We start from the raw sequence: 20533 nt of genomic DNA, 5'->3' as shown, positions 1-20533 counted from the left end.
ATGAATTTACTAAACATAATAGAAGAAATTGATAAAGCAGATCCGGACTTTGCTGAAAGGATCAGCCCTCGCCGTGCGGCTATAAGAAACATTACCAGCTTCGGCAGTAAAGTAGCGGTAGCGGCCTTACCTTTTGCGTTCACTACCTTATTTAAAAAAGCTTACGGGCAGTCATTACCTACTGCTGTGGTTGATACGTTAAACTACGCTCTAAAATTAGAGTACCTGGAAGCAGCTTTTTATAATCAAGGTGCGGCCGCAGCAGGTCTTACGCTTTCAACATCCGAAAGAGCTTACGTAACCAGCATCCAGGCGCATGAAAATGCACACGTAACTTTCCTGAAAGGAGTATTGGGTGCATCGGCGGTAGCCCAAACAAGCCAGGGTACCAATGGTGCTTATGATTTTTCGGGCGGTTATAGCGCAACTTTAGGCGTTACCGGCACAGGCCCGTTTGCAGGAGTATTTACCAATACCGATACCTTTTTCGCTGTGGCCCAGGCTTTAGAAGATACCGGTGTACGTGCTTATAAAGGCGCGGCCCCAAGTTTAATGAATTTGCCACAAAGCCAGGTGGTTTTAACAGCAGCTTTAAATATTCACTCGGTAGAGGCGCGTCATGCTTCGGCTATCCGCCAGGTACGCAGAGCTCGTGGTGCATCAACCAAACCATGGATAACCGGCGCTAACGATACCAACATAGCAGCAATAAATGCTAACTATGCAGGCGAAGATAATGTAACTCAAGGCGGTGTAACTATTACCGGTTTAGGCGGTATTGGCTCTAACGCAGCTACCGAAAGCTTTGACGAACCATTAACCCCGGCACAAGTGGTACCACTGGTAACCATATTTGGTGTTAAATAAGTTTAAAATTGTCCTGATAACAAAAACGCCTCCCGGTTTTCGGTGAGGCGTTTTTTTATGTTAGTAGGTAATAACCTGTTCTTCCAGTTGGGCAGGCGTATCGCGCCATTCGTATTTTTGGTTACGCAACTGTGGCTCAAAGCCGGCGGCGATGATGGAATCCTGTATACCTTTGGCCGTAAAGCGGTGCGGTGCGCCTGCGGCAGATACCACGTTCTCTTCGATCATGATCGAACCAAAATCGTTAGCGCCAGCGTTAAGGCATATCTGTGCAACCTGTTTACCTACAGTAAGCCATGAAGCTTGTATGTTTTTAACGTTTGGCAGCATAATGCGGCTCAGCGCTATCATGCGGATGTATTCGTCGCCGGTTACATTATTGGTTATGCCGCGCACTTTGCGCAGCAAGGTACCGTCATCCTGGAAAGGCCAGGGGATAAAGGCGATAAAACCATGATGACCTTCCGGTTTTTCTGACTGTACCTCGCGGATCCATACCAGGTGCTCAAAGCGTTCTTCCAGCGTTTCTACGTGTCCGAACATCATCGTAGCTGATGTGGGCAGGTTTAGCTGGTGGGCAGCGCGCATTACATCCAGCCATTCTTTACCACCGCATTTGCCTTTTGATATCAGGCGACGCACACGGTCGTTCAAAATTTCGGCACCGGCACCGGGTAATGAGTCGAGGCCCGATTCTTTCATGGCCTTTAACACATCATAATGGCTCATGCCCTCCAACTTAGCCACGTGCGCAATTTCCGGCGGACCTAAAGAGTGCAGTTTCAGTGTCGGATATAATTTCTTCAGCTCGCTGAATAAGTCGGTATAAAATTTCAAACCCAGATCAGGGTGATGGCCGCCTTGCAATAAAAGCTGGTCGCCGCCCAGGCGGAAGGTTTCTTCTATCTTTTGTTTATAGGTATCAATATCCGTAATGTAACTATCCTCATGCCCCGGCCTGCGGAAGAAGTTGCAGAACTTGCAATTGGCTATGCAAACGTTGGTAGTATTAACGTTGCGGTCAATCTGCCAGGTTACTTTGCCATGCGGCACCTGCTTTTTGCGCAGTTCGTTGGCTACATACATCAATTCGGCCGTGGGCGCGTTATGGTACAGGTAAACCCCTTCCTCAATACTCAAAAATTCAAACCGCGAAGCACGCTGTAACAGATCGGCAGTATTCATAGGGCAAATATACGGAGTTGGTAGGTTAAAGCAGAGAGGTGAAAAATATTCATAGGTAACTTTACAACAATATTATTTTTTTTTGCCATTCTGAGCATAGCGAAGAATCTTCTTCAAGAAAACCTGTCGCGCTCAGAAGATCCTTCGCTATGCTCAGGATGACAAAAACTAGCCAACCACTTCCCCCTTCTCCAACTTCAAAACCTTATCCACACTATCCGGTATTTCATGCTGGTAATGGGTAACGTATATTAGCGTAACCTTGCTCAAACTACAAATGGTATCCACCAGTTTTTTAAAATGCTGCTGTTGATGCGTGTCCATGCCCTGGCAGGGTTCGTCGAAAATAAGCAGTGGTGGGTTTTTGATGAGGGCGCGGGCCAATAAACATAAGCGCTGGGCGCTGGCAGGGATGTTTTTTAGCAATACGCGGGCGTACTGGTCAATCTCCAGGGCCTTCATCCAGCGCAGGGCAATGGCGGATTTCTCCTTACTACTTTGGCGAAAAAGACCCAGCGTATCATAGTATCCCGATTCTATCACCTGTAAACAACTGTTATCGGTAGGAAAATACTGGTGCAACTCGGGGGATACAAATCCTATTTTGCTTTTAATATCCCAAATGCTTTCGCCGCTGCCACGTTTGCGATCGAACAATACAATGTCATTAGCATACGCCTGCGGATTATCGCCATTAATTAAACTTAACAAGGTTGATTTGCCCGCGCCGTTGTGACCAAGCAGCGCCCACTTATCGCCAGGGGCAACCTGCCAGTTTATATTGTTGAGCACCGTATTGCTGCCATAACGTATAGTAACCTTATTCATGCTGATGATGTGCTGAAAGTTATCTTTAGCGGTATTGCTATTCAGTAAAGCTTTTAATTCTTCTTTATCAATGGTGTCATTGTCAATGCCGGTCACCATTTCGGGTTTAAAATCAGCGCGCAACATAGTTGCTGTTATTTTTCCATCTTTTAAAACGGCTATGTGCGTTATCGCATCCGGTATTTCATAGGGCGAAGTAGCCATCACAATGGTTATCCCGGATGTAATCACTTCGTTAATAATGACGTTAAACTCCTGGCGGGATTGTACATCAAGCCCTGTTAGCGGGCTATCCAGCAACAATAAAACCGGATTTTTGATCAGTGCCGCTGCAATTCGCAAACGCTTGCTTTCGCCGTTGGATAGTTTGATGAGCTGCTTATGGCTAAGCTCGTTTAACTTAAGCGTAGCGATGATCTTGTCAAAAGCCCAGAAAATGTTAAGCTGAGGCAATGGCTTAATAGTATGCAGGTATTGCTCCACCGTAAGCGCGTCTTCAGAGTCGGATGAGTTATAGCGTTGCTGATAGTAAAATTCTGTGGTGTTTGACAGGTTACGGAAATGATGCTTAGGCTCAACCATCGCTATAAGTTTGTGATGGGTGAGGTGATCGGTATGTTGCGGCTGTTGTTTAAGGTATTCCTCAAAAAAATGATAACGTACTTCGCCGCCGCTGGCATTTAAGTTACCGGCTATGGTATGTAGCAAAGCGCTTTTGCCGCTTCCGCTCTCGCCAACAATGGCCCAATGCTGGCCTTTTTCAACTTCAAAATTCAGATTGCTGAAAATGGTTTTGTTTAATGAACGTACTGTTGCCTGTTGAATGTAGAATAGGGTAACTGCCATGGCGGTAAAAGTAACCATCTGCAATATATCGCCCTATAAAAAATAAAAACTTTATTGGGTGTAGGTATTGCTATACAACACAAACAATTTTTTACTGCGCGCTGTTAAGGGCTTAATTAATCTATCTAAACAAAACAACATGAAAAAATTAAACCTATTTGTATTCCTTTTAGCTGTAATGACATTGAGCAGCTGTTCTGTTATTGGCGATATATTTAAAGCGGGCGCTTACACCGGCATCATTGCGGTATTTATAGTAATAGCCCTCATCATTTGGATTATCTCTAAGTTTAGGAGCTAAATGCTGTCGATTTTACTTTTTTGAAATTAATTTGAATTTTAATTAAAGTTGGCAAGCTTTTTATAGGTTATAGTGAAGATAAAAAATAACAAAAACCATGGAAAGCAACAAAGAAACAGTGTCAATTTTAAACGATCTGATAGAGATCAATAACGACCGTATTAAAGGATTTGAAAACGCGTTGAAAGACGTTGAAGATGATGCCGAACTGAAAAGTATATTTGCCGAAAAAATAACCGAGAGCCAAAAACTGCGTTCGGATCTTTCAAAAGAAGTACAGGTATTGGGCCAGGATGCCGAAACGGGCAGCAGCATAAGCGGTGCCATACACCGTACCTGGTTGGATGTAAAAGCTAAATTTGCCGGTGGCAGCCCTAAAACAGTTTTGGAAGATTGCGAGTTTGGCGAAGACGCCATCCTTAAAGCCTACAAAAGCGCTTTGGCCGAAGAACATCTGCCGGCTTACATCAGGGATATACTGAATGATCAGCAAGTGGTTATACAGGCATCGCACGATGAAATTAAAGCCCTGCGTGATGCAGCGGTAGAAAGGTAAACAAAACACTACCTAACAAAAAAGCCTCCCGAATTTCGGGAGGCTTTTTTGTTTAAAAACGTAATCAATTACATTTTTTTAGTAGTGTCAGCAGCTGCAGTAGTATCAACAACAGCGGTGTCAACTTTAGTAGTATCAACTACTGTAGTGTCAGTTGCAGTAGTGTCAGTAGCAGCTTCTTCAGTTTTACCTTTACAAGCAGCGAAAGAAGCAGCGATAACTAGAGCAAGAGCAGCAATTTTGAAATTTTTCATGTTTTAATTTTTTAAAAGTGACTATATAGTTTTGCTAATTAATACCATAAACAACAAAAGGTAACCCAATATTTATAAAATAACAGGTTACCTTTTGCTAATAAGCTAATAACTAGCTTAAAAAAATGCTAATTACATTTTTTTAGTAGTGTCAACTTTAGTAGTATCAACAACAGTAGTGTCAACTTTAACAGTAGTATCAACTACAGTAGTGTCAGTTGCAGTAGTGTCAGTAGCAGCTTCTTCAGTTTTACCTTTACAAGCAGCGAAAGAAGCAGCGATAACTAGAGCAAGAGCAGCAATTTTGAAATTTTTCATGTTTTTTTAAATTTTTAGTGTGAATATTCAGGTGTTAATACTGCAAAAGTAAAAAGGTAACCCACCTTTTTAAAAATCTTTTAAAAAAATATTTCGGGCCCGTTTTGTCATATTTATTTAATTTAGAATTTTTGTTGCCATTGATGGGTTACAATTTGGTATTAATAGTATTAAGTATTGAATAAAGGATAGTGAATAAGGAACTTAAAGACGCAACACCTACAGATAGCGAAGTTATTCTTGGTATACTAAACAATTCAGAAAGTGCATTACGGCGCCTTTACACTGCCTACTTTCCGATGGTTTTACAACTGATACTAAACAATAGCGGCGATGAGGATGATGCAAAAGATATTTACCAGGAAGCTATCATCGTTCTTTATAATAAAGTTAAGGCCGGCGATTTTGAGTTAAGCAGTAAGCTTAAAACTTACATATACTCTATATGCCGCCGGCTTTGGTTAAAAAGGCTTAGCCATATAAACCGGTACGGCGGGGATATTAAAGATTTCCAGGATTTTTTGCCGGTTGAAGATGAGGACGTAGAGCTACATAATGATAAGGATATACAGTTTAAAAAAATGGAGAGCGCACTCCAGCTTTTAGGCGAACCTTGTAAAACCATTATGGAAGATTTTTATATCAATAACAGATCTATGCAGGAGATCTGTGAGCGTTTTGGGTATACCAATGCCGATAATGCCAAAACACAAAAATATAAATGCCTGCAAAGGCTGAAGAAGTTGTTTTTTCAGCAACAGTAAAGAAGGAGTTAAGAGCTATGAGCGAGAATCAACTTTTAGATGTAATTGAACGTTACCTTAACGGCGAAATGAAAGCCGACGAGCGTAAAAAGTTTGAGGCCCTGCGTAAAGCGGATGCCGAAGTTAATGCTAAGGTTATTGAGCATCAGCAATTTTTAGGTTTATTAAAACAGTACAGCGAGCGTATTGAACTGGAGAACCGTTTAAATGCCATACATGCCGAATTGGATGTTGATACGCTGAAAGAGAATTTGATGGCGCACCCGTCATGGATCGTTCAGTTATGGCGCAATCACCATTCAAAAATATCCGTCGCTGCATCGGTAGCCATATTTGCGGTATTATCTGTATTATACATTACCGGTAACCTGAATAACAATACCGATCCTAAAATTGTTGCCTTGAGCCAAAAGGTTGATCAACTTGATCAATCAAACAGAAACTTAAGAGCATCTATACGCGGCATAAAAAAATCGGCCCCGGTTATTAAAGATCAATACAGCGGTCGCGGTACCAGCTTTGCCATCACTACCGACGGCTTGCTGGCAACCAATTATCACGTTATACAAGGTTCTGATTCGGTTTACGTGCAAAATGCCGAAGGCCAATCGTTTAAAGCCCGTGTAATTTACACCGAACCACAGCACGATATCGCTATCCTGCGTATCGTTGATCCATCGTTTACCAACCTGGCCAGCATCCCTTACACCTTTAAAAAGAGCGAAAGCGATATTGCCGAGCAAATATCAACCTACGGTTTCCCTGATGGTAACGCGGCCTACAATCCTGGCTTTTTATCAGCTAAAACAGGTGTAAATGGCGATAGCGTTCATTACAAGATCACTATCCCTATTAACCCGGGTAACAGCGGCGGCCCGCTTTGGGACAGCAAAGGCAACCTGATAGGTATAACCGATGCCAAGCAATCGCAGGTTGAAGGTGAACACTTTGCCATCAAATCAAAATACCTGTTAGAAGCTATTAAAAACATCCCATCCGACTCGCTAACCAAAAAAGTGGTGCTAAACAAAAAAAACACCCTTAGCGGTATGAACGATGCCCGCAAAATGGAGAAAGCCAAAAACTACGTGTTTATGGTTAAGGTTTATAACTGAAGATAAATTTTTCTGAAATATAAAAGGCGCCCCGGTATCGGGGCGCCTTTTTTTGTCCCACCAGTTCGTCATTACGTAGTAATCCCCTTGCGCTAAGTAGCCGCGCGAACTTTCTAAAGGGGATCACCACGCTCGTAGCTCGCTCGTGAGGACAGGAATGACTGATTCGTAAGGAGACGCAAAATATTGCTTAGCTACATATTACATCGGGGTGCGCCACTTTTAAAAAGGGCATCAGATGTTAAAAATTAAATAATTGATAAACACGAGATTATAAAATTAAGAGGGTGCGCCGCTTTGCGCCGCTTTTTCGCGTAATTTTTTGATTGTGAGTATTTTATGAAATTTTGCTGCGCCATTTGCGCCACTTTTAAAGTGGCGCACCCTGTTGGGTTTAAACAGTTGCAAATTGACGAATTTCTATCTGTCCACTTCCCCCAATACAAAGTCAATACTACCCACAATAGCGATCAGATCAGCTATCATAACTCCCTTAGCAATCTCGGGCAGTACCGATAGGTTATTAAAGCTAGGCGCGCGTACTTTAGCGCGGAAGGGTACTTCGGCTCGTGCATCGGTGTGCATGAAGTAAAAGCCCAGTTCGCCTTTAGCGCCCTCGCAGCGTACGTAGTAATCCTGCACTTTGGGTGTTAGCTTGCGCGGAAGTCTGGCGCGTGGGTCAAACTCAGGCGTGCGTTTAAGCTCATTTTGAAGCCTGTCAAGGCATTGTTCAATTATTTTTACAGATTGCTCTATCTCGTCCACACGCACCTTGTAGCGGTCCCAACAATCGCCTACGGTGCCCATCAGGCCCTGGCCAACCGGTATATCAAAATCCAACTCCGGGTAAACCGAGTAGTTATCAATACGGCGCAGATCCCATTTCAGTCCCGAGCCACGCAGCATAGGGCCCGAGCAGCCGTAATTAATGGCCACATCGCGCGGTAACACGCCCACGTTGGCAGTACGGCTAATAAATATCTGGTTGTCGGTAAGCAGCTGGTTAAGCTCTACCATCTTAGGTTTAAAGTAATCAACAAACTCGCGGCAGCGTTCTTCAAAACCAACCGGTAAATCGTAAAACAAGCCGCCTACCCATATGTAGTTATACAACATGCGCGAGCCTGAAGCCCATTCCAGCATCCCCATAATATGTTCGCGGTCGCGGAAACACCACAGGAAAGGGGTAAAGGCGCCAATGTCAATACCATAAGTGCCAATGGCTATCAGGTGCGAGGCGATACGGTTCATTTCGCAAACCAATACGCGGATGTACTCCACACGTTTTGGGATATCCTGATCAATACCCAGCATACGTTCCACACCCATAACCCAGGCGTGGCTGTTGTTCATGGAAGCCAGGTAGTCCAACCTATCGGTAAACGGAATAGTTTGCTGATAGGTAAGGTGTTCAGCATGTTTCTCAAAACAGCGGTGCAGGTAACCCATATGGGGGATAACCTCTTTAACGATCTCGCCATCGGTAATCAGCTCCAACCTCAAAACCCCGTGGGTTGACGGATGCTGCGGCCCCATGTTGAGTACCATGTCCTCAACGCTGGCGGCTGCGATTTTATCTTGATATGCCTTTAATGCTTCGGTCACTTTAGATATGTTATTTTGTCATTGCGAGGAGGAACGACGAAGCAATCGCGAACTATGCATATCGTATACTTTTCTCCGTGCGATTGCCACGCTACGCTCGCAATGACATGGTTTTATCAAAAATCAATTTTAATTCCTTTATAGTATTCTGCTGTTTTATAGTCCTTGCGGAGGGGATAGCCTTCCCAATCGTCAGGAAGCAGTATACGTCTCAAATCCGGATGCTCTTCAAAAAATATCCCTACCAGGTCATAAGCTTCGCGTTCGTGCCAGTCGGCAGTTTTGTAAACGGATGTTATGCTTTTAAAAGTTGGAAGATTAATGCTATCGCGGTTATGCTCAGCGCTTATTTTAAGCGTTAGCTGTAATTTGTAAGGGATAGAGGTTAAATGGTAAACCACACCGAAGCGGTTAGCCTCTACACCGTAATCAATACCGGTAAGGCATGATAGGAAGTCGAAGTAGGTTTTCGGGTTATTGCGTAGCTCAAGGCAAACGTCAACAATACTATCAGGCGCTATAAGCAGGGCAGGCTGTAAACCGCCGGTTTCTGCGCCAACAATTACTTCGGCGCCAAATTTATCAACCAATAAAAGTTTAATATCCTCAAAACTCATGGGGCAAGGCGTACTTTTTTCCAGCTTTTGTTATCTATCTTCTTGTAAACTATACGGTCGTGCAGGCGACTGCGACGGCCCTGCCAAAATTCAACATAGCGTGGCTTTAAAATATAGCCACCCCAGTATGATGGTTTGGGTATTTCTTTGTCGCCATACTCGGCTTCCAGTTTAGCCATTTTATCTTCCAATATGCTGCGGTCGGCAATTTCCTGGCTTTGTGCAGATGCCAAAGCACCAATTTGGCTAAGGCGGGGGCGCGAATGGAAGTATTCTTCCGACTGCTCTTTGCTCAACTTCTCTATCGTGCCTTCTATACGCACCTGGCGCTCTAATTCGCCCCAGAAGAAGGTGATGGCGCCTAGTGGGTTCTTGGTTATTTCCTTACCCTTACGGCTAAGGTAATTGGTGTAAAAAGCAAAACCATCCCTGGTTACACCTTTTAACAAAACGATACGGGCAGAAGGCCTGCCGTCGTGCGTAGCCGTGGCTAAGGTCATGGCATTGGGCTCATGTATTTCGGCCGCTACAGCTTCGTCAAACCAGGCTTCAAATTGTTTAATAGGGTCGGCTTTGGTGTTGTTTTCTAGTAACGTAGCAGTGCTGTAATCCTGTCGCAGGTTTTGTAAATCTTCTTTATTCATGTACTGCAAACTTACAAATTAATTATACCGTAAATACTTAATATTGTATTTGAAATTTAGCAGGTTGAACATATTTTACTTTGGCTTGTTAAACCAGTCTATACAGAAAGCTAATTGTATGTTAAATTCTATTGAAGCAGCGGCAGGACGTTTATTAATTTCCGAGCCGTTTATGATGGACCCGAACTTTAAGCGTTCGGTTATTCTGCTTACCGAGTATGCGGATGCCGGTGCTATGGGGTTTATCCTAAATCATCAAAGTGAATATTTGCTGGGCGATGTTTTGCCCGATGTTTCCTATTCCGAGATCCCGGTATTTGTTGGCGGTCCGGTTGCCGCTAACACGCTGCATTTTATACATTGCGCTCCTGATAAAGTTGAAGGTGGTATTGAGATTTGTAATGGTATTTATTGGGGAGGCGATTTTGAGCAGGTTAAAGAGCTGGTATCAGCCTATCAACTCAACGAAAGCGAGATCAAGTTTTTTATGGGCTATTCCGGCTGGACACCAAGCCAACTGGATGATGAGATCAAAGAAAACTCATGGATAATTGCCGAGAAGTGTAGCGCCTCAACCATCTTCTCCGTTTCAGAACAAAACATGTGGAAGGAAGTGGTGATAAGCTTAGGCAGCCGCTTTGCCCACATTGCCAATTTTCCGGAGAACCCACAATTGAATTAATTGGGCAGCGAAGATTGGTTTGTTGTAAACGGAATTATAAAACCAATTATCATGCTTAAAAAATTAACGCTATTAGCCCTTATTATTTCTTGCTTAGGTTGCGACAAAAAGCAGCAAGACGGTGTTGGTTGCCCCGCCAACCAGGTTTGCACACTTAACTTTGCCATGATAGGTGTGCAGTTTAAAGATAAAAACGGCGCTGCCGTAACGGTTCAAAATTTCACGGCTATCAATCAGCGTACTAAGGAAAGTATATTATCTACCCAACAGCAGGTGCCTGGCCAAACAGGTTACTATTACATCACAGATGACAGCAAGCGCAGTAAGTTATCTACAGAAGGTGATGAGGTAATTGTATCGGCCACTTATGCCACAACCGGGCAAACCAAAATAGCTACCTTTAAAATATCAGGCGGTTGTAATTGCCATGTGGATAGGATATCGGGCCCGCAGGTGATTACGTTCGATTAAGGATTTTGACGCAGCTTTAAAATTTGTTCAAGCGCTGTAACGTCTATTTGATCTTTAGGCCTGTTAACAGTTTTTTTATTTATTATTAACTGGTTGATATGAAGAAAGGGAATGCTTATATTTTCTATATCAGCTATTGATGCTAACTGCAGGCATTCGTCGAAACTGTAATTCTCAAGGCCTTTCATTTCTGTCAATATGTCCAAAGTAAGGCCGTTGTTTAATGAAAATTCGGTGTAGCCGGGTACAAACTGCATGTATTCGATCATGGGGTAGTCGCCCATTTCACAGTCAATAAATGCTTTGCGTAAATTTTGCCGGTTTGGCAATGTGTCATTTAGCCAAATATCCATATCGCCTGTAAAACGCTGATACCCGTGTAGGTTGGTGGCATATCCGCCAACCATAATATACTGAACATTATAAGTTTGGAGTGTTCTCCAGAAGTTTAGTATTTCTTCGTCAAAAACATCCACAAATTATTTCCGTATAAAGGGTTTATGGGTAAATGTGGCCTTGTTCATTGTTTGCTGCACCTTGTACAGGCGAGTAGTAAATTCAAAGCGCTCCTTGTAAGTGCGCTTTAACGCCTCTTTGAGCAGTTTCAATTCAGCCTCGTCAAACTGTTTTTTCAAGGTATCCATATTGATGATATTTGATCTATCTCAAATTTACGTAAAAGAAGCTGAATAACAATCGCTGGGCTTATTTACCACTCTCCATCGAAGCAGCCGATTCCTCCACCTTTTTCTTCAAATCATCTTTAAAAGCAATAAGGTTTTGAACAACTTTTTCATCGGCGGTCGATATGATCTGCGCGGCTAAAATACCGGCGTTTTTGGCCGCATTTAAAGCTACGGTAGCTACCGGGATACCATTAGGCATTTGCAGGATAGACAGGATAGAATCCCAGCCATCAATAGAATTGCTTGATTTAACAGGCACACCAATAACCGGCAAGTGGGTTAACGAAGCCACCATGCCCGGCAAGTGCGCTGCACCACCGGCACCGGCGATGATCACCTTAATACCCCGGCCAGCAGCTTCGCGAGCATAAGTAAACATGCGATCGGGTGTACGATGTGCCGATACAACGGTTATTTCGTAGTCAACACCCAGTTCTTTCAATACGTCGGCGGCATCCTGCATAACCGGAAGATCCGATTTGCTGCCCATGATGATTCCTATTTTAGGTTGGCTCATTGTTTATTATCGATAGACCATGGACAATAGTCCATAGTGTAATGTATAAATGATCCATGGACGATCGTCTATGGACTATTGACTAATCTAACTAATAACTTTCAACGTCTTCTGCACAAACCTTGCTTTCTCAATCGCTTTTTCCCTATCCGCATCTACAATAGTAACATGCCCCATTTTACGGAAAGGTTTAGTTAGCGCCTTACCATATAAATGTACATATACGCCAGGGCATTTTAATATTTTCTCTATGCCTTGATATACTGCCGGGCCTTCGTGCCCCGGTTCGCCAAGCACATTCACCATAATCGCATTGTTCAGGCAGGCGGTATCGCCCATGGGTTGGTTAAATATAGCGCGCAAATGTTGTTCAAACTGCGATACTACGTTACCCTCAATACTTTGGTGGCCGCTGTTGTGTGGGCGTGGGGCAAGCTCGTTAACTAATATCTTACCATCTTTGGTTAAAAACATTTCTACCGCAAGCAGGCCTACAATTTTCAGATCCTCGGCTATTTTTTTTGCTATGCGCGATGCTTCTTCGTGTACTTCAAATGGCAGGGTTGATGGTGATATCAGGAACTCAACCAGGTTAACTTCCGGGTTAAATTCCATTTCTACCAGCGGGAAGGTGCTTACCTCGCCGCTTTCGTTGCGGGCTACGATCACGCCTATCTCTTTTTCAAAATCTATCAGGCGCTCTACCAAACTTGGTTCGGTAAAGGCATTGGGCAGATAGGTTTTATCAACTACTTTATAAACTCCGCGACCATCATAACCGTCGCGCCTTAATTTCTGTATGTAAGGGAATGGAATGCTCGTTTGCTCCAGTTCGGCGGGCGATGATATGATCTGGAACTCGGCGGTTGGGATGTTGTTTTCCTTAAAGAATTGCTTTTGCAAGCCTTTATCCTGTATCAAGCGGATAACACGCGGTTGCGGATAAACCAGCACGCCTTCTTTTTCTAACTGTTCCAGCGCGTCAACGTTTACCTTTTCTATTTCGATAGTTAGCAGGTCAACTTTCTTACCGAATTTGTAAACCGTATCGTAATCGGCTAATGATCCTACCACAAATTCATCACATAATTTGCGGCAAGGGGCCTCGCGATCCGGGTCAAGTATTTTAACCGTAACGTTGTAGTTTATAGCCTGTTGTATCAGCATACGGCCTAGTTGGCCGCCGCCCAAAATTCCGAGTTTAAGGTCTCCGTAAAATGCTTTCATTTCGTACTGCAAGTTTAGCCTAAATCTTTCAAAAAGCATAGCGAAATGCCATTTAGCGAAGATTAGTGCGGCCTGGCTTATTTATTTCGAATATTTCCTCAAATGCGCATCCGCTATAATCGCCACCGGCAAACCCACACAAATAATTAAAGCGGCCATGCCGGTAATAATGTTCTCAATTTTCATAGGATGGAAACCTATCTTGCTGGCCGGTATTACACCCAGATTCATAATAAGCCAGGTGATCAAACCATACAGCAGGCCGATGACATACTTGTTTTTGAATGTGGATTTAAAAAATGGATACAGCAGGTAAAACGCCGCCGTAAAAGCATAGGCGATAAGAAAGTGAAATACCACCCCGGCAATAACCATCTCGACACCTCCAGTAGACGCAGCTTTGCCAAAGGCGCCAAAGGCTATAAACCTAAAAATGACCTCGGCTTTAACTTTATAATTGATCAACAGCGCTGCAATGGCGTCCAGTGTACCGGTTACGAGGGCTATCCAGATTATATTTTTAAGTGCCTTTTGTTGATAGGTAATATTCGTCGCCATGCTAAACTTTGATCAGTTGCTCGCCTTCAATTTTCTTTTGCAGTTCTATAATAGCGCCTATCAGCGCTTCGGGGCGTGGGGGGCAGCCTTGAACGTAAACATCAACAGGTATAACCCTGTCAACACCTTTTACCACATGGTAACCATGCTGCCAGTAAGGGCCGCCGCAGTTGGAGCACGAACCCATCGAGATAACGTACCTAGGCTCGGGCATTTGCTCGTACAGGCGTTTTATGCGCTCGGCCATTTTAAAAGTAACGGTACCTGCTATAATGATCACATCCGCCTGGCGGGCTGAAGGGCGCGGGAAGACGCCAATACGATCCAAGTCATAAGTAGAAGCATAAGCGCCCATCATTTCTATCGCGCAGCAGGCAATACCAAAACCCATGGGCCATAATGACGACAAACGCGACCAGTTTAACAGGTCGTTTAATTTGGTGACGATTACGCCGCCACCTTCGTTGCTTATATCATTACTCATCGGCAGGTTTTTTAAAGGCAGGTTTAAACATAGGTTTGCGTATGGGTGCTGTGTCGCTGGCCGGTGCAGCTTCGGTAATGGGTGTAGCAACTACTGCTACAGGCTCTTCTGCAACACCAAATTTCCTTACGGTGTAAACACTTTGTTCGTTATTTAACTGATCGTACAATGACGATGGGATGGTAACATTTGTAGTAGGAATGGCTGGTTTTGGTCGTATCCAATCCAGGTCGCCTTTGCGCCAAACGTAGGCCAGGCCCAGTATTAATATGCTTAAAAATATAAACATTTCTACCAGCGAGAACCATCCCCAGGCGGGGGCCGCTGTCATAATTTCCTTGCTGCCAAATACTGTCGACCATGGGAAAATGAAAACCATCTCCACATCAAACAACAAAAATATAAGCGCGATAACGTAAAAACGCGAGTTGAATGGAAGCCAGGCATTGCCGGTTGGTTCCTCGCCGCATTCGTATGATGTTAGCTTTTCAGGGTTCGGATTATTGGGAGCGATAACACGGTTCAGAAAAAAAATGACACATACCAGTATCGAACCTGTAATAATAAAGATCAATATCTTGCCAAATTCTGATATTTGCGAAATGTCAGCCATGCCAGCAAATTTAATAAAACAAACCCATTTTGATGCTATAATTATTGGCGGCGGTGCCTGCGGACTGATGTGCGCGGTGCAAGCCGGCTTTTTAGGTAAGCGTACGTTAATACTGGAGAAGAACGATAAAGTGGGCGCCAAGATATTAATAAGCGGCGGCGGAAGGTGTAATTACACCAACCTATACGCCTCGCATCAGCAATTTATAGGTCAAAATGAGCACTTTGTAAAATCGGCCTTCGCGCAGTGGACGGTGGATGATACCATTCGTTTTTTTGAAACCTATGGTATTGAAGGCAAGGAGAAAACCCTGGGGCAACTTTTCCCGGAGAGTAATAAGGCTAAGGATGTAGTTGAGGTTTTTACAAATCTGTGTCATGACCTGGAGCAGGAGATATGCTGTGGTGCCGATGTAAAGGCCATCGAGCAAATTGAGAGTGGCTTTACTGTTACTTATGAAAGTAATGGGCGAGAGGTGATTTTGCACACCCCCAAAGTGGTTATAGCCGCCGGTGGCCTACCTATACAAAAAATGGGCGCTACCGATTTTGGCTTGCGCGTTGCGCGAAAGTTTGGTTTGAGAATAGTGGATACCGCACCTGCGCTGGTACCGCTAACTATTACGGGCAAAGATCAGCAATGGTATGGGCAGCTATCGGGGAACAGTATTTTTTGCCGCGTGTGGAATGATAGGGCCAGCTTTGAAGAGAATATTTTGTTTACCCATTGGGGATTAAGCGGGCCCGCCATTTTGCAAATATCATCTTATTGGAAACCGGGTGAATTTATCTATATAGACCTGTTACCTAACCAAAATATTGGTGAGTTGATACAAACTGAGCGTATGGCCGGCGGTAAAAGAACGTTGCTTAATTTCCTGTCGGGATTGTATACCCGCAAGTTTGCCGAGGCGTTGAACGGTTATTTGCCTTTGGAGAAGAACCTGGCCTCGTTAAGCAAAGCTGATCTGGAAAATATTGATAAGCTTATCCACCAGTTTAAAGTTAAGCCTGCCGGCGATAAAGGGTATGATAAAGCCGAAGTAATGCGTGGTGGCGTATCAACCGACGAGCTTTCATCGCGCACTTTGGAAGCTAAAAAAGTGCCTGGCCTGTATTTTGGCGGCGAATGTGTAGATGTTACCGGATGGTTGGGTGGCTACAATTTTCAATGGGCCTGGGCGGGCGGTTTTGTAATAGCACAGGCTATTTAACTAATTACCAAAAACTTATTGCCAATTATTTGGAAATATCGCTTCAGGTTGTATATTTGTAACAGTTTTGTTACTGTTACCCCTATTAGGCAAAACACTATTACCTGCACATGTAACTCGTATGCAGGTATTTTTTTTATAAGGTAGGCCTGCGCCTTGAGGCCCTTACTTTATAAAAGTAATCTATCAACGATTCAACGTTGCCCAGCCCGAATTTCTTTTCGCGTATTTTTTCAACAACAGCGGGTTCATCGCCCATAACTTCGCTCATTACATCAATAAAGTTTTCGTTGGTAAGCAGCTGTAATTTGGCCGCGTTTTCGCCCCATAAATAGTTAAGCCTGTCTTTGGCCCCGCCATCGCCTATAGAAACCGCCAGGCTACCGCCAGCGCCACTTCCGTATCCGCCAGAACCGATACCTGCCGACATACCCGGCGATACGGCCACTTTCTTTTTGCCGCCAAAACCACCGCGCGAAGAGTATAATTTTAAAGGCCCGTCAAACGCAATGCGTAAAAAGCCCAGGTTAGTTGCTGCCCAGCCGTCTGACGGAGGGTAGGCAACAATAAAACTGTCTATGCCAATAACAAACGAGCGAATATCGCTGGCGCTTAGTTTAATGGGTTTCTTGTCTTTTTCGGTTTCTTTAAATTCGATAAAGGCCTCATCTTTTATAGGGCCCTTGCCCGATGGGGCAGGTGCTATAAAGCCAACGTTTTTTACACCTTTTGCATCATAAAAATGTCCCGGGAACCACTTTTGTGCCGATGCGGATACTGACAGCAGCGTACAGCTTAAAATTAGGATGATTGGCCTCATAATTAAATACAAATAACGTAATTTTAGGCACATTTAATATATGATAGTTGATTTAAGAAGTGATACCGTTACCCGCCCAACGCCGGGTATGCTGGAGGCCATGTGGAGCGCCAAAGTAGGCGATGATGTATTTGGCGAAGACGAATCGGTTACAGCATTAGAAGAAAAAGCTGCCGCAATGTTTGGTATGGAAGCCGGGCTGTTTTGCCCATCGGGCACCATGACCAACCAAATAGCCATAAAATGTTTTACCCAACCCCTGGATGAACTCATTGCCGACCAAACCGCGCACGTTTACCGTTACGAGGGTGGAGGCATTGCCTTCAACTCGGCAGTATCAACCCGCTTGCTGAACGGCTACCGTGGCATATTAACGCCCGAAATGATAGCGCCGGAAATTAACGCAGATAACATTCATTATCCGCATACCAGCCTGGTTGTTTTAGAAAACACGGTAAATAAAGGCGGTGGTGCCTGCTATACGCTTGATCAGATAAAGCCTATAGCCGGCCTTTGCAAAAATGAAGGCCTGAAACTGCATCTTGATGGTGCCCGCATATTTAACGCCCTTGCACACACAGGCGATAAGGCGGCAGATTATGGTCAGTATTTCGACGGTATTTCAGTTTGCCTATCCAAAGGTTTAGGTGCCCCGGTAGGCTCTGTTTTACTGGCGGATAAGGCTGCTATTAAATATGCCCGCCGTATACGCAAAGTATTAGGTGGTGGCATGCGTCAGGCTGGCTTTTTGGCTGCAGCAGCAAGCTATGCCTTGGATCATCATGTGGAGCGTTTAAAAACAGATCACGCCCACGCGCAAATACTGGCCGAAGCCTTAAGCAAAGCCAACTGGGTAAGCGATGTATTACCTGCAGAAACCAACATTATCCTTTTCGATACCCTGCAACCTGCCGCTGCTATAGTTGAAAAACTGGAAGCTAAAGGCATTAAATGTATGAGTACTGATACCCACCGCATCCGTTTTGTACTGCACCTGGACGTGCATCCCGAACAAGTTGAGTACGTAGTGAAGGTTATTGAATCAATGTAATGTAGAGACGCAATATTTTGCGTCTCCTATACATCCTCATAAAAAGCGAGAGACCCCAAATATTGCGTCTCTACGGTTATTTGATAATCCTGTCACCCATTTGCCGCTCAACCATCCATCCCGGATATTCTTTAGGTAAAGCACTTATTTCATCAAGGCGTTTAAGGTCCTCGGTTGAAAGTTCTATCGTAGTCGATTTTAGGTTGTCCTTCAATTGATCAATGGTTTTTGCGCCAATAATAGTGCTGATGATACCTTTTTGCAGGCGTACCCATGCCAGTGCAACTTGTGCTACCGAAGCATTGTGCTGTTTGGCAATATCACCCATTACGTCAATAATATCGTAAGCCTTTTCTTTGTTCACCGGTGGGAAATCAAATTTATCCCGGCGCGAGTCGCCACTCGTTTCGTTAATACGCGTATATTTTCCCGACAGGAAACCACCTGCTAATGGGCTCCAGGGCATTATGGCCAGGTTTTGATCAGCCGCCACGGGTACAATTTCGCGCTCAATATCCCGGCCGGCTATGGAGTAATAGTATTGCAGACCTACAAATTTGTTCCAGCCCTGTTTTTCGGCAATGCCCTGGGCTTTCATTACCATCCAGGCCGGCCAGTTGCAAATGGCTATGTAGCGTACTTTGCCGCTTAGGATAATATCGTTTAGTGCACGTACGGTTTCTTCAATAGGAGTTAGCAGATCCACACCGTGTACATATAATAAGTCGATATGATTTAGTTGCAAACGCTTCAGGCTTGCGTCAACCGATTGGAATATATTAAAACGGCTCAGGCCTACATCGTTCACATCCTTGCTCATGCGGCCGCGCACCTTAGTGGCAATTACAAGGCTGTTGCGGTTAAGACCAAGGTCGGTAATGGAGCGGCCCAGCAATTCTTCTGATTTGCCGTATGAATACACGTTGGCAGTATCAATAAAATTAATTCCCGCATCAACAACGGTTTTGATCATGTCGTTCACATCATCCTGTTGCAGGCGACCAATATTGCCCCAAATGCCTTCTTCGCTGCCGCCGAAGGTCATGGTGCCAAAGCAAATTTCGGACACGAAAAGCCCGGTGTTTCCTAAAAGATTGTATTTCATAGTTGTTGGTTTGTGTTGTGAGACTAACCTCTAAATTGGGAATTGTGTTTAAATAAATTGGTCAGCCTATGGTCAAACTTATGGCAAAACTTAGTGTTGTAATGTTTGATGAACAGACTGGTAAAAAAACTAGAGAAAATTGGGCGCGACCCGAAAGTAACCGCCAAAGCCGTGGGCCTGCGCTACGTGTCCGACTCAACACCCGGCTACACCCGCAAAAAGGCCGGCAAGGGCTGGAGTTTTTATGATGCCGATGGTAAGTTGGTGAAAGATAAAGAACTAATAACCCGCTTTACCAAACTGGTTATTCCGCCGGCTTATACCAACGTTTGGATATCGCCCTATGAAAACGGCCACCTGCAATTTACGGGTACCGATGCCGCGGGCCGCAAGCAATACCGCTATCATGCCGATTGGAATAAGATCCGCAATCAATCAAAATATTATCGCCTGCAAACTTTTGCTTCTTATTTACCAGCCATACGTGAGCAGGTTGATAAAGACCTTGCCCGACGAAACCTCGGCTATGAAAAAGTAGTGGCACTAGTAGTGCGCCTGATGGAGTTAACCAGCATCAGGGTAGGGAATGAGTCGTATAAAAAATTATATGGTTCATTTGGTCTTACTACTTTGCAGGATAGGCATGTTAAAATAGAAGGAGCGAGCCTTAAATTTGAGTTTAAGGGTAAGAAAGGGGTGTTTCATAAAGTGGCCCTCCAAAGTCGTAAACTGGCAAGCCTGGTAAAGCAATGCCGCGATATCCCGGGGAAAGAACTATTCCAGTTTTATGATGAGGAAGGTAAGCGTTGCTCGATAGGTTCGGGCGATGTAAATACTTACCTGAAAGAAATCACCGGGCAAGATTTTACCGCCAAGGATTTCCGTACCTGGGCAGGCAGCATAAGCGCGCTTTATGCCTTTAAAGAAGCCGGCGAATATGAAAACATAACCGAATGCCGTAAAAAGATAGTAAGCGTGTTGGATGAGGTAGCCATTAACCTGGGCAATACCCGCACCGTTTGTAAAAAGTACTATGTGCATCCAACAGTAATAAAAAGCTACGAGGAAGGCACATTGTTCAACTACATAAAAGCGCTCGACGAGGATAAAGACATCAAAGCATCCGAGCTAAACGTTGCCGAAAAAGCCCTGCTGCAAATACTCGAACATGAAAAGCTTGCCGAAGCCAGTTAAAACAAAAAAGCC

The 20533-nt window shown here is 44.2% G+C and carries 26 protein-coding genes; 10 read left to right on the top strand and 16 right to left on the bottom strand.

Annotated elements, in window-relative coordinates:
• Complete coding sequence (locus AC59JT_RS10660; protein WP_497398569.1) at nt 1-867, top strand: ferritin-like domain-containing protein; 867 nt, start codon at nt 1-3, stop codon at nt 865-867.
• 60 nt (nt 868-927) lie between these two features.
• Here AC59JT_RS10660 and mqnC read toward each other — a convergent pair whose 3' ends face one another.
• Complete coding sequence (gene mqnC / locus AC59JT_RS10655) at nt 928-2052, bottom strand: cyclic dehypoxanthinyl futalosine synthase (RefSeq protein ID WP_497398567.1); 1125 nt, start codon at nt 2050-2052, stop codon at nt 928-930.
• Nucleotides 2053-2220: 168 nt separating this feature from the next.
• Nucleotides 2221-3726: an ATP-binding cassette domain-containing protein gene (locus tag AC59JT_RS10650; RefSeq protein WP_497398565.1), complete on the bottom strand. Its 1506-nt coding sequence runs from the start codon at nt 3724-3726 to the stop codon at nt 2221-2223.
• Between the two features lie 139 nt (nt 3727-3865).
• Between AC59JT_RS10650 and AC59JT_RS10645 the strand changes: the two genes are divergently transcribed.
• Nucleotides 3866-4027 (top strand): hypothetical protein, encoded by a 162-nt coding sequence (locus tag AC59JT_RS10645; RefSeq protein WP_497398563.1) that lies wholly within the window; start codon nt 3866-3868, stop codon nt 4025-4027.
• A 97-nt stretch (nt 4028-4124) separates the two neighbouring features.
• Nucleotides 4125-4583, top strand: a complete 459-nt coding sequence (locus AC59JT_RS10640; RefSeq protein WP_497398562.1) for a PA2169 family four-helix-bundle protein — start codon at nt 4125-4127, stop codon at nt 4581-4583.
• Nucleotides 4584-4651: 68 nt separating this feature from the next.
• On the opposite strand, the gene AC59JT_RS10635 is transcribed toward AC59JT_RS10640, so the two are convergent.
• Both AC59JT_RS10635 and AC59JT_RS10630 read right to left on the bottom strand, forming a co-directional pair.
• Nucleotides 4652-4837, bottom strand: coding sequence for a hypothetical protein (locus AC59JT_RS10635; RefSeq protein ID WP_497398560.1), 186 nt, complete (start codon nt 4835-4837; stop codon nt 4652-4654).
• A 132-nt stretch (nt 4838-4969) separates the two neighbouring features.
• Complete coding sequence (locus AC59JT_RS10630; protein WP_497398558.1) at nt 4970-5155, bottom strand: hypothetical protein; 186 nt, start codon at nt 5153-5155, stop codon at nt 4970-4972.
• A 191-nt stretch (nt 5156-5346) separates the two neighbouring features.
• Here AC59JT_RS10630 and AC59JT_RS10625 point away from each other — a divergent pair, with 191 nt between their 5' ends.
• Together AC59JT_RS10625 and AC59JT_RS10620 are read left to right on the top strand one after the other, a co-directional pair.
• A complete protein-coding gene (locus tag AC59JT_RS10625; RefSeq protein WP_497398556.1) occupies nt 5347-5919 on the top strand; it encodes an RNA polymerase sigma factor in 573 nt (190 codons plus the stop codon).
• Between the two features lie 17 nt (nt 5920-5936).
• Entirely contained in the window at nt 5937-7034 is a 1098-nt protein-coding gene (locus AC59JT_RS10620; protein WP_497398554.1) for a S1 family peptidase, read from the top strand.
• A 420-nt stretch (nt 7035-7454) separates the two neighbouring features.
• On the opposite strand, the gene AC59JT_RS10615 is transcribed toward AC59JT_RS10620, so the two are convergent.
• The 3 genes from AC59JT_RS10615 to pdxH form a co-directional block, all read right to left on the bottom strand.
• Nucleotides 7455-8582: an NADH-quinone oxidoreductase subunit D gene (locus AC59JT_RS10615; protein ID WP_497399354.1), complete on the bottom strand. Its 1128-nt coding sequence runs from the start codon at nt 8580-8582 to the stop codon at nt 7455-7457.
• Between the two features lie 173 nt (nt 8583-8755).
• A complete protein-coding gene (locus AC59JT_RS10610) occupies nt 8756-9256 on the bottom strand; it encodes an NADH-quinone oxidoreductase subunit C (protein WP_497398552.1) in 501 nt (166 codons plus the stop codon).
• The gene (pdxH, locus tag AC59JT_RS10605; protein ID WP_497398550.1) at nt 9253-9900 is read right to left on the bottom strand and encodes a pyridoxamine 5'-phosphate oxidase; all 648 of its coding nucleotides are present in this window, start codon (nt 9898-9900) and stop codon (nt 9253-9255) included. Before pdxH ends, AC59JT_RS10610 begins: the two co-directional genes overlap by 4 nt.
• Before the next feature lie 118 nt (nt 9901-10018).
• Here pdxH and AC59JT_RS10600 point away from each other — a divergent pair, with 118 nt between their 5' ends.
• Together AC59JT_RS10600 and AC59JT_RS10595 are read left to right on the top strand one after the other, a co-directional pair.
• Nucleotides 10019-10582: a YqgE/AlgH family protein gene (locus AC59JT_RS10600; protein ID WP_497398548.1), complete on the top strand. Its 564-nt coding sequence runs from the start codon at nt 10019-10021 to the stop codon at nt 10580-10582.
• A 51-nt stretch (nt 10583-10633) separates the two neighbouring features.
• A complete protein-coding gene (locus AC59JT_RS10595) occupies nt 10634-11053 on the top strand; it encodes a hypothetical protein (RefSeq protein WP_497398546.1) in 420 nt (139 codons plus the stop codon).
• On the opposite strand, the gene AC59JT_RS10590 is transcribed toward AC59JT_RS10595, so the two are convergent.
• The 7 genes from AC59JT_RS10590 to AC59JT_RS10560 all read right to left on the bottom strand — a co-directional run bounded on the left by AC59JT_RS10590 (nt 11050) and on the right by AC59JT_RS10560 (nt 15138).
• Nucleotides 11050-11529 (bottom strand): hypothetical protein, encoded by a 480-nt coding sequence (locus AC59JT_RS10590; RefSeq protein ID WP_497398544.1) that lies wholly within the window; start codon nt 11527-11529, stop codon nt 11050-11052. The two genes, AC59JT_RS10595 and AC59JT_RS10590, sit on opposite strands and share 4 nt — an antisense overlap.
• 3 nt (nt 11530-11532) lie before the next feature.
• Nucleotides 11533-11697: a hypothetical protein gene (locus AC59JT_RS10585; RefSeq protein WP_497398542.1), complete on the bottom strand. Its 165-nt coding sequence runs from the start codon at nt 11695-11697 to the stop codon at nt 11533-11535.
• A gap of 61 nt (nt 11698-11758) precedes the next feature.
• Nucleotides 11759-12256 (bottom strand): 5-(carboxyamino)imidazole ribonucleotide mutase, encoded by a 498-nt coding sequence (gene purE / locus AC59JT_RS10580; RefSeq protein WP_497398540.1) that lies wholly within the window; start codon nt 12254-12256, stop codon nt 11759-11761.
• An 87-nt stretch (nt 12257-12343) separates the two neighbouring features.
• Complete coding sequence (locus AC59JT_RS10575; protein WP_497398538.1) at nt 12344-13483, bottom strand: 5-(carboxyamino)imidazole ribonucleotide synthase; 1140 nt, start codon at nt 13481-13483, stop codon at nt 12344-12346.
• Nucleotides 13484-13564: 81 nt separating this feature from the next.
• Nucleotides 13565-14041, bottom strand: a complete 477-nt coding sequence (locus tag AC59JT_RS10570) for a hypothetical protein (RefSeq protein WP_497398536.1) — start codon at nt 14039-14041, stop codon at nt 13565-13567.
• Between the two features lies 1 nt (nt 14042).
• On the bottom strand, nt 14043-14525 hold the full coding sequence (locus tag AC59JT_RS10565) for an NADH-quinone oxidoreductase subunit B (protein WP_497398534.1): 483 nt from the start codon (nt 14523-14525) through the stop codon (nt 14043-14045).
• Entirely contained in the window at nt 14518-15138 is a 621-nt protein-coding gene (locus tag AC59JT_RS10560) for an NADH-quinone oxidoreductase subunit A (RefSeq protein ID WP_497398532.1), read from the bottom strand. The genes AC59JT_RS10565 and AC59JT_RS10560 overlap by 8 nt, the downstream gene beginning before the upstream one ends.
• On the opposite strand from AC59JT_RS10560, the gene AC59JT_RS10555 reads away from it, so the two are divergent.
• Nucleotides 15137-16351, top strand: coding sequence for a BaiN/RdsA family NAD(P)/FAD-dependent oxidoreductase (locus AC59JT_RS10555; RefSeq protein WP_497398530.1), 1215 nt, complete (start codon nt 15137-15139; stop codon nt 16349-16351). The genes AC59JT_RS10560 and AC59JT_RS10555 overlap by 2 nt on opposite strands.
• A 136-nt stretch (nt 16352-16487) precedes the next feature.
• On the opposite strand, the gene AC59JT_RS10550 is transcribed toward AC59JT_RS10555, so the two are convergent.
• Nucleotides 16488-17171 carry a hypothetical protein gene (locus AC59JT_RS10550; protein ID WP_497398528.1) on the bottom strand — a complete coding sequence of 228 codons (684 nt, stop codon included), beginning with the start codon at nt 17169-17171 and terminating at the stop codon, nt 16488-16490.
• Nucleotides 17172-17211: 40 nt separating this feature from the next.
• On the opposite strand from AC59JT_RS10550, the gene AC59JT_RS10545 reads away from it, so the two are divergent.
• Complete coding sequence (locus AC59JT_RS10545; protein ID WP_497398526.1) at nt 17212-18222, top strand: threonine aldolase family protein; 1011 nt, start codon at nt 17212-17214, stop codon at nt 18220-18222.
• A 76-nt stretch (nt 18223-18298) separates the two neighbouring features.
• On the opposite strand, the gene AC59JT_RS10540 is transcribed toward AC59JT_RS10545, so the two are convergent.
• A complete protein-coding gene (locus AC59JT_RS10540) occupies nt 18299-19327 on the bottom strand; it encodes an aldo/keto reductase (protein ID WP_497398524.1) in 1029 nt (342 codons plus the stop codon).
• Nucleotides 19328-19435: 108 nt separating this feature from the next.
• Between AC59JT_RS10540 and AC59JT_RS10535 the strand changes: the two genes are divergently transcribed.
• The gene (locus tag AC59JT_RS10535) at nt 19436-20521 is read left to right on the top strand and encodes a DNA topoisomerase IB (protein WP_497398522.1); all 1086 of its coding nucleotides are present in this window, start codon (nt 19436-19438) and stop codon (nt 20519-20521) included.
• Nucleotides 20522-20533: the final 12 nt, after the last annotated feature.

Source organism: Mucilaginibacter sp. A3364 (assembly GCF_059690715.1).
Note: the sequence above shows the minus strand (reverse complement) of the source record. Positions and strands in the feature narration are given on the sequence as shown.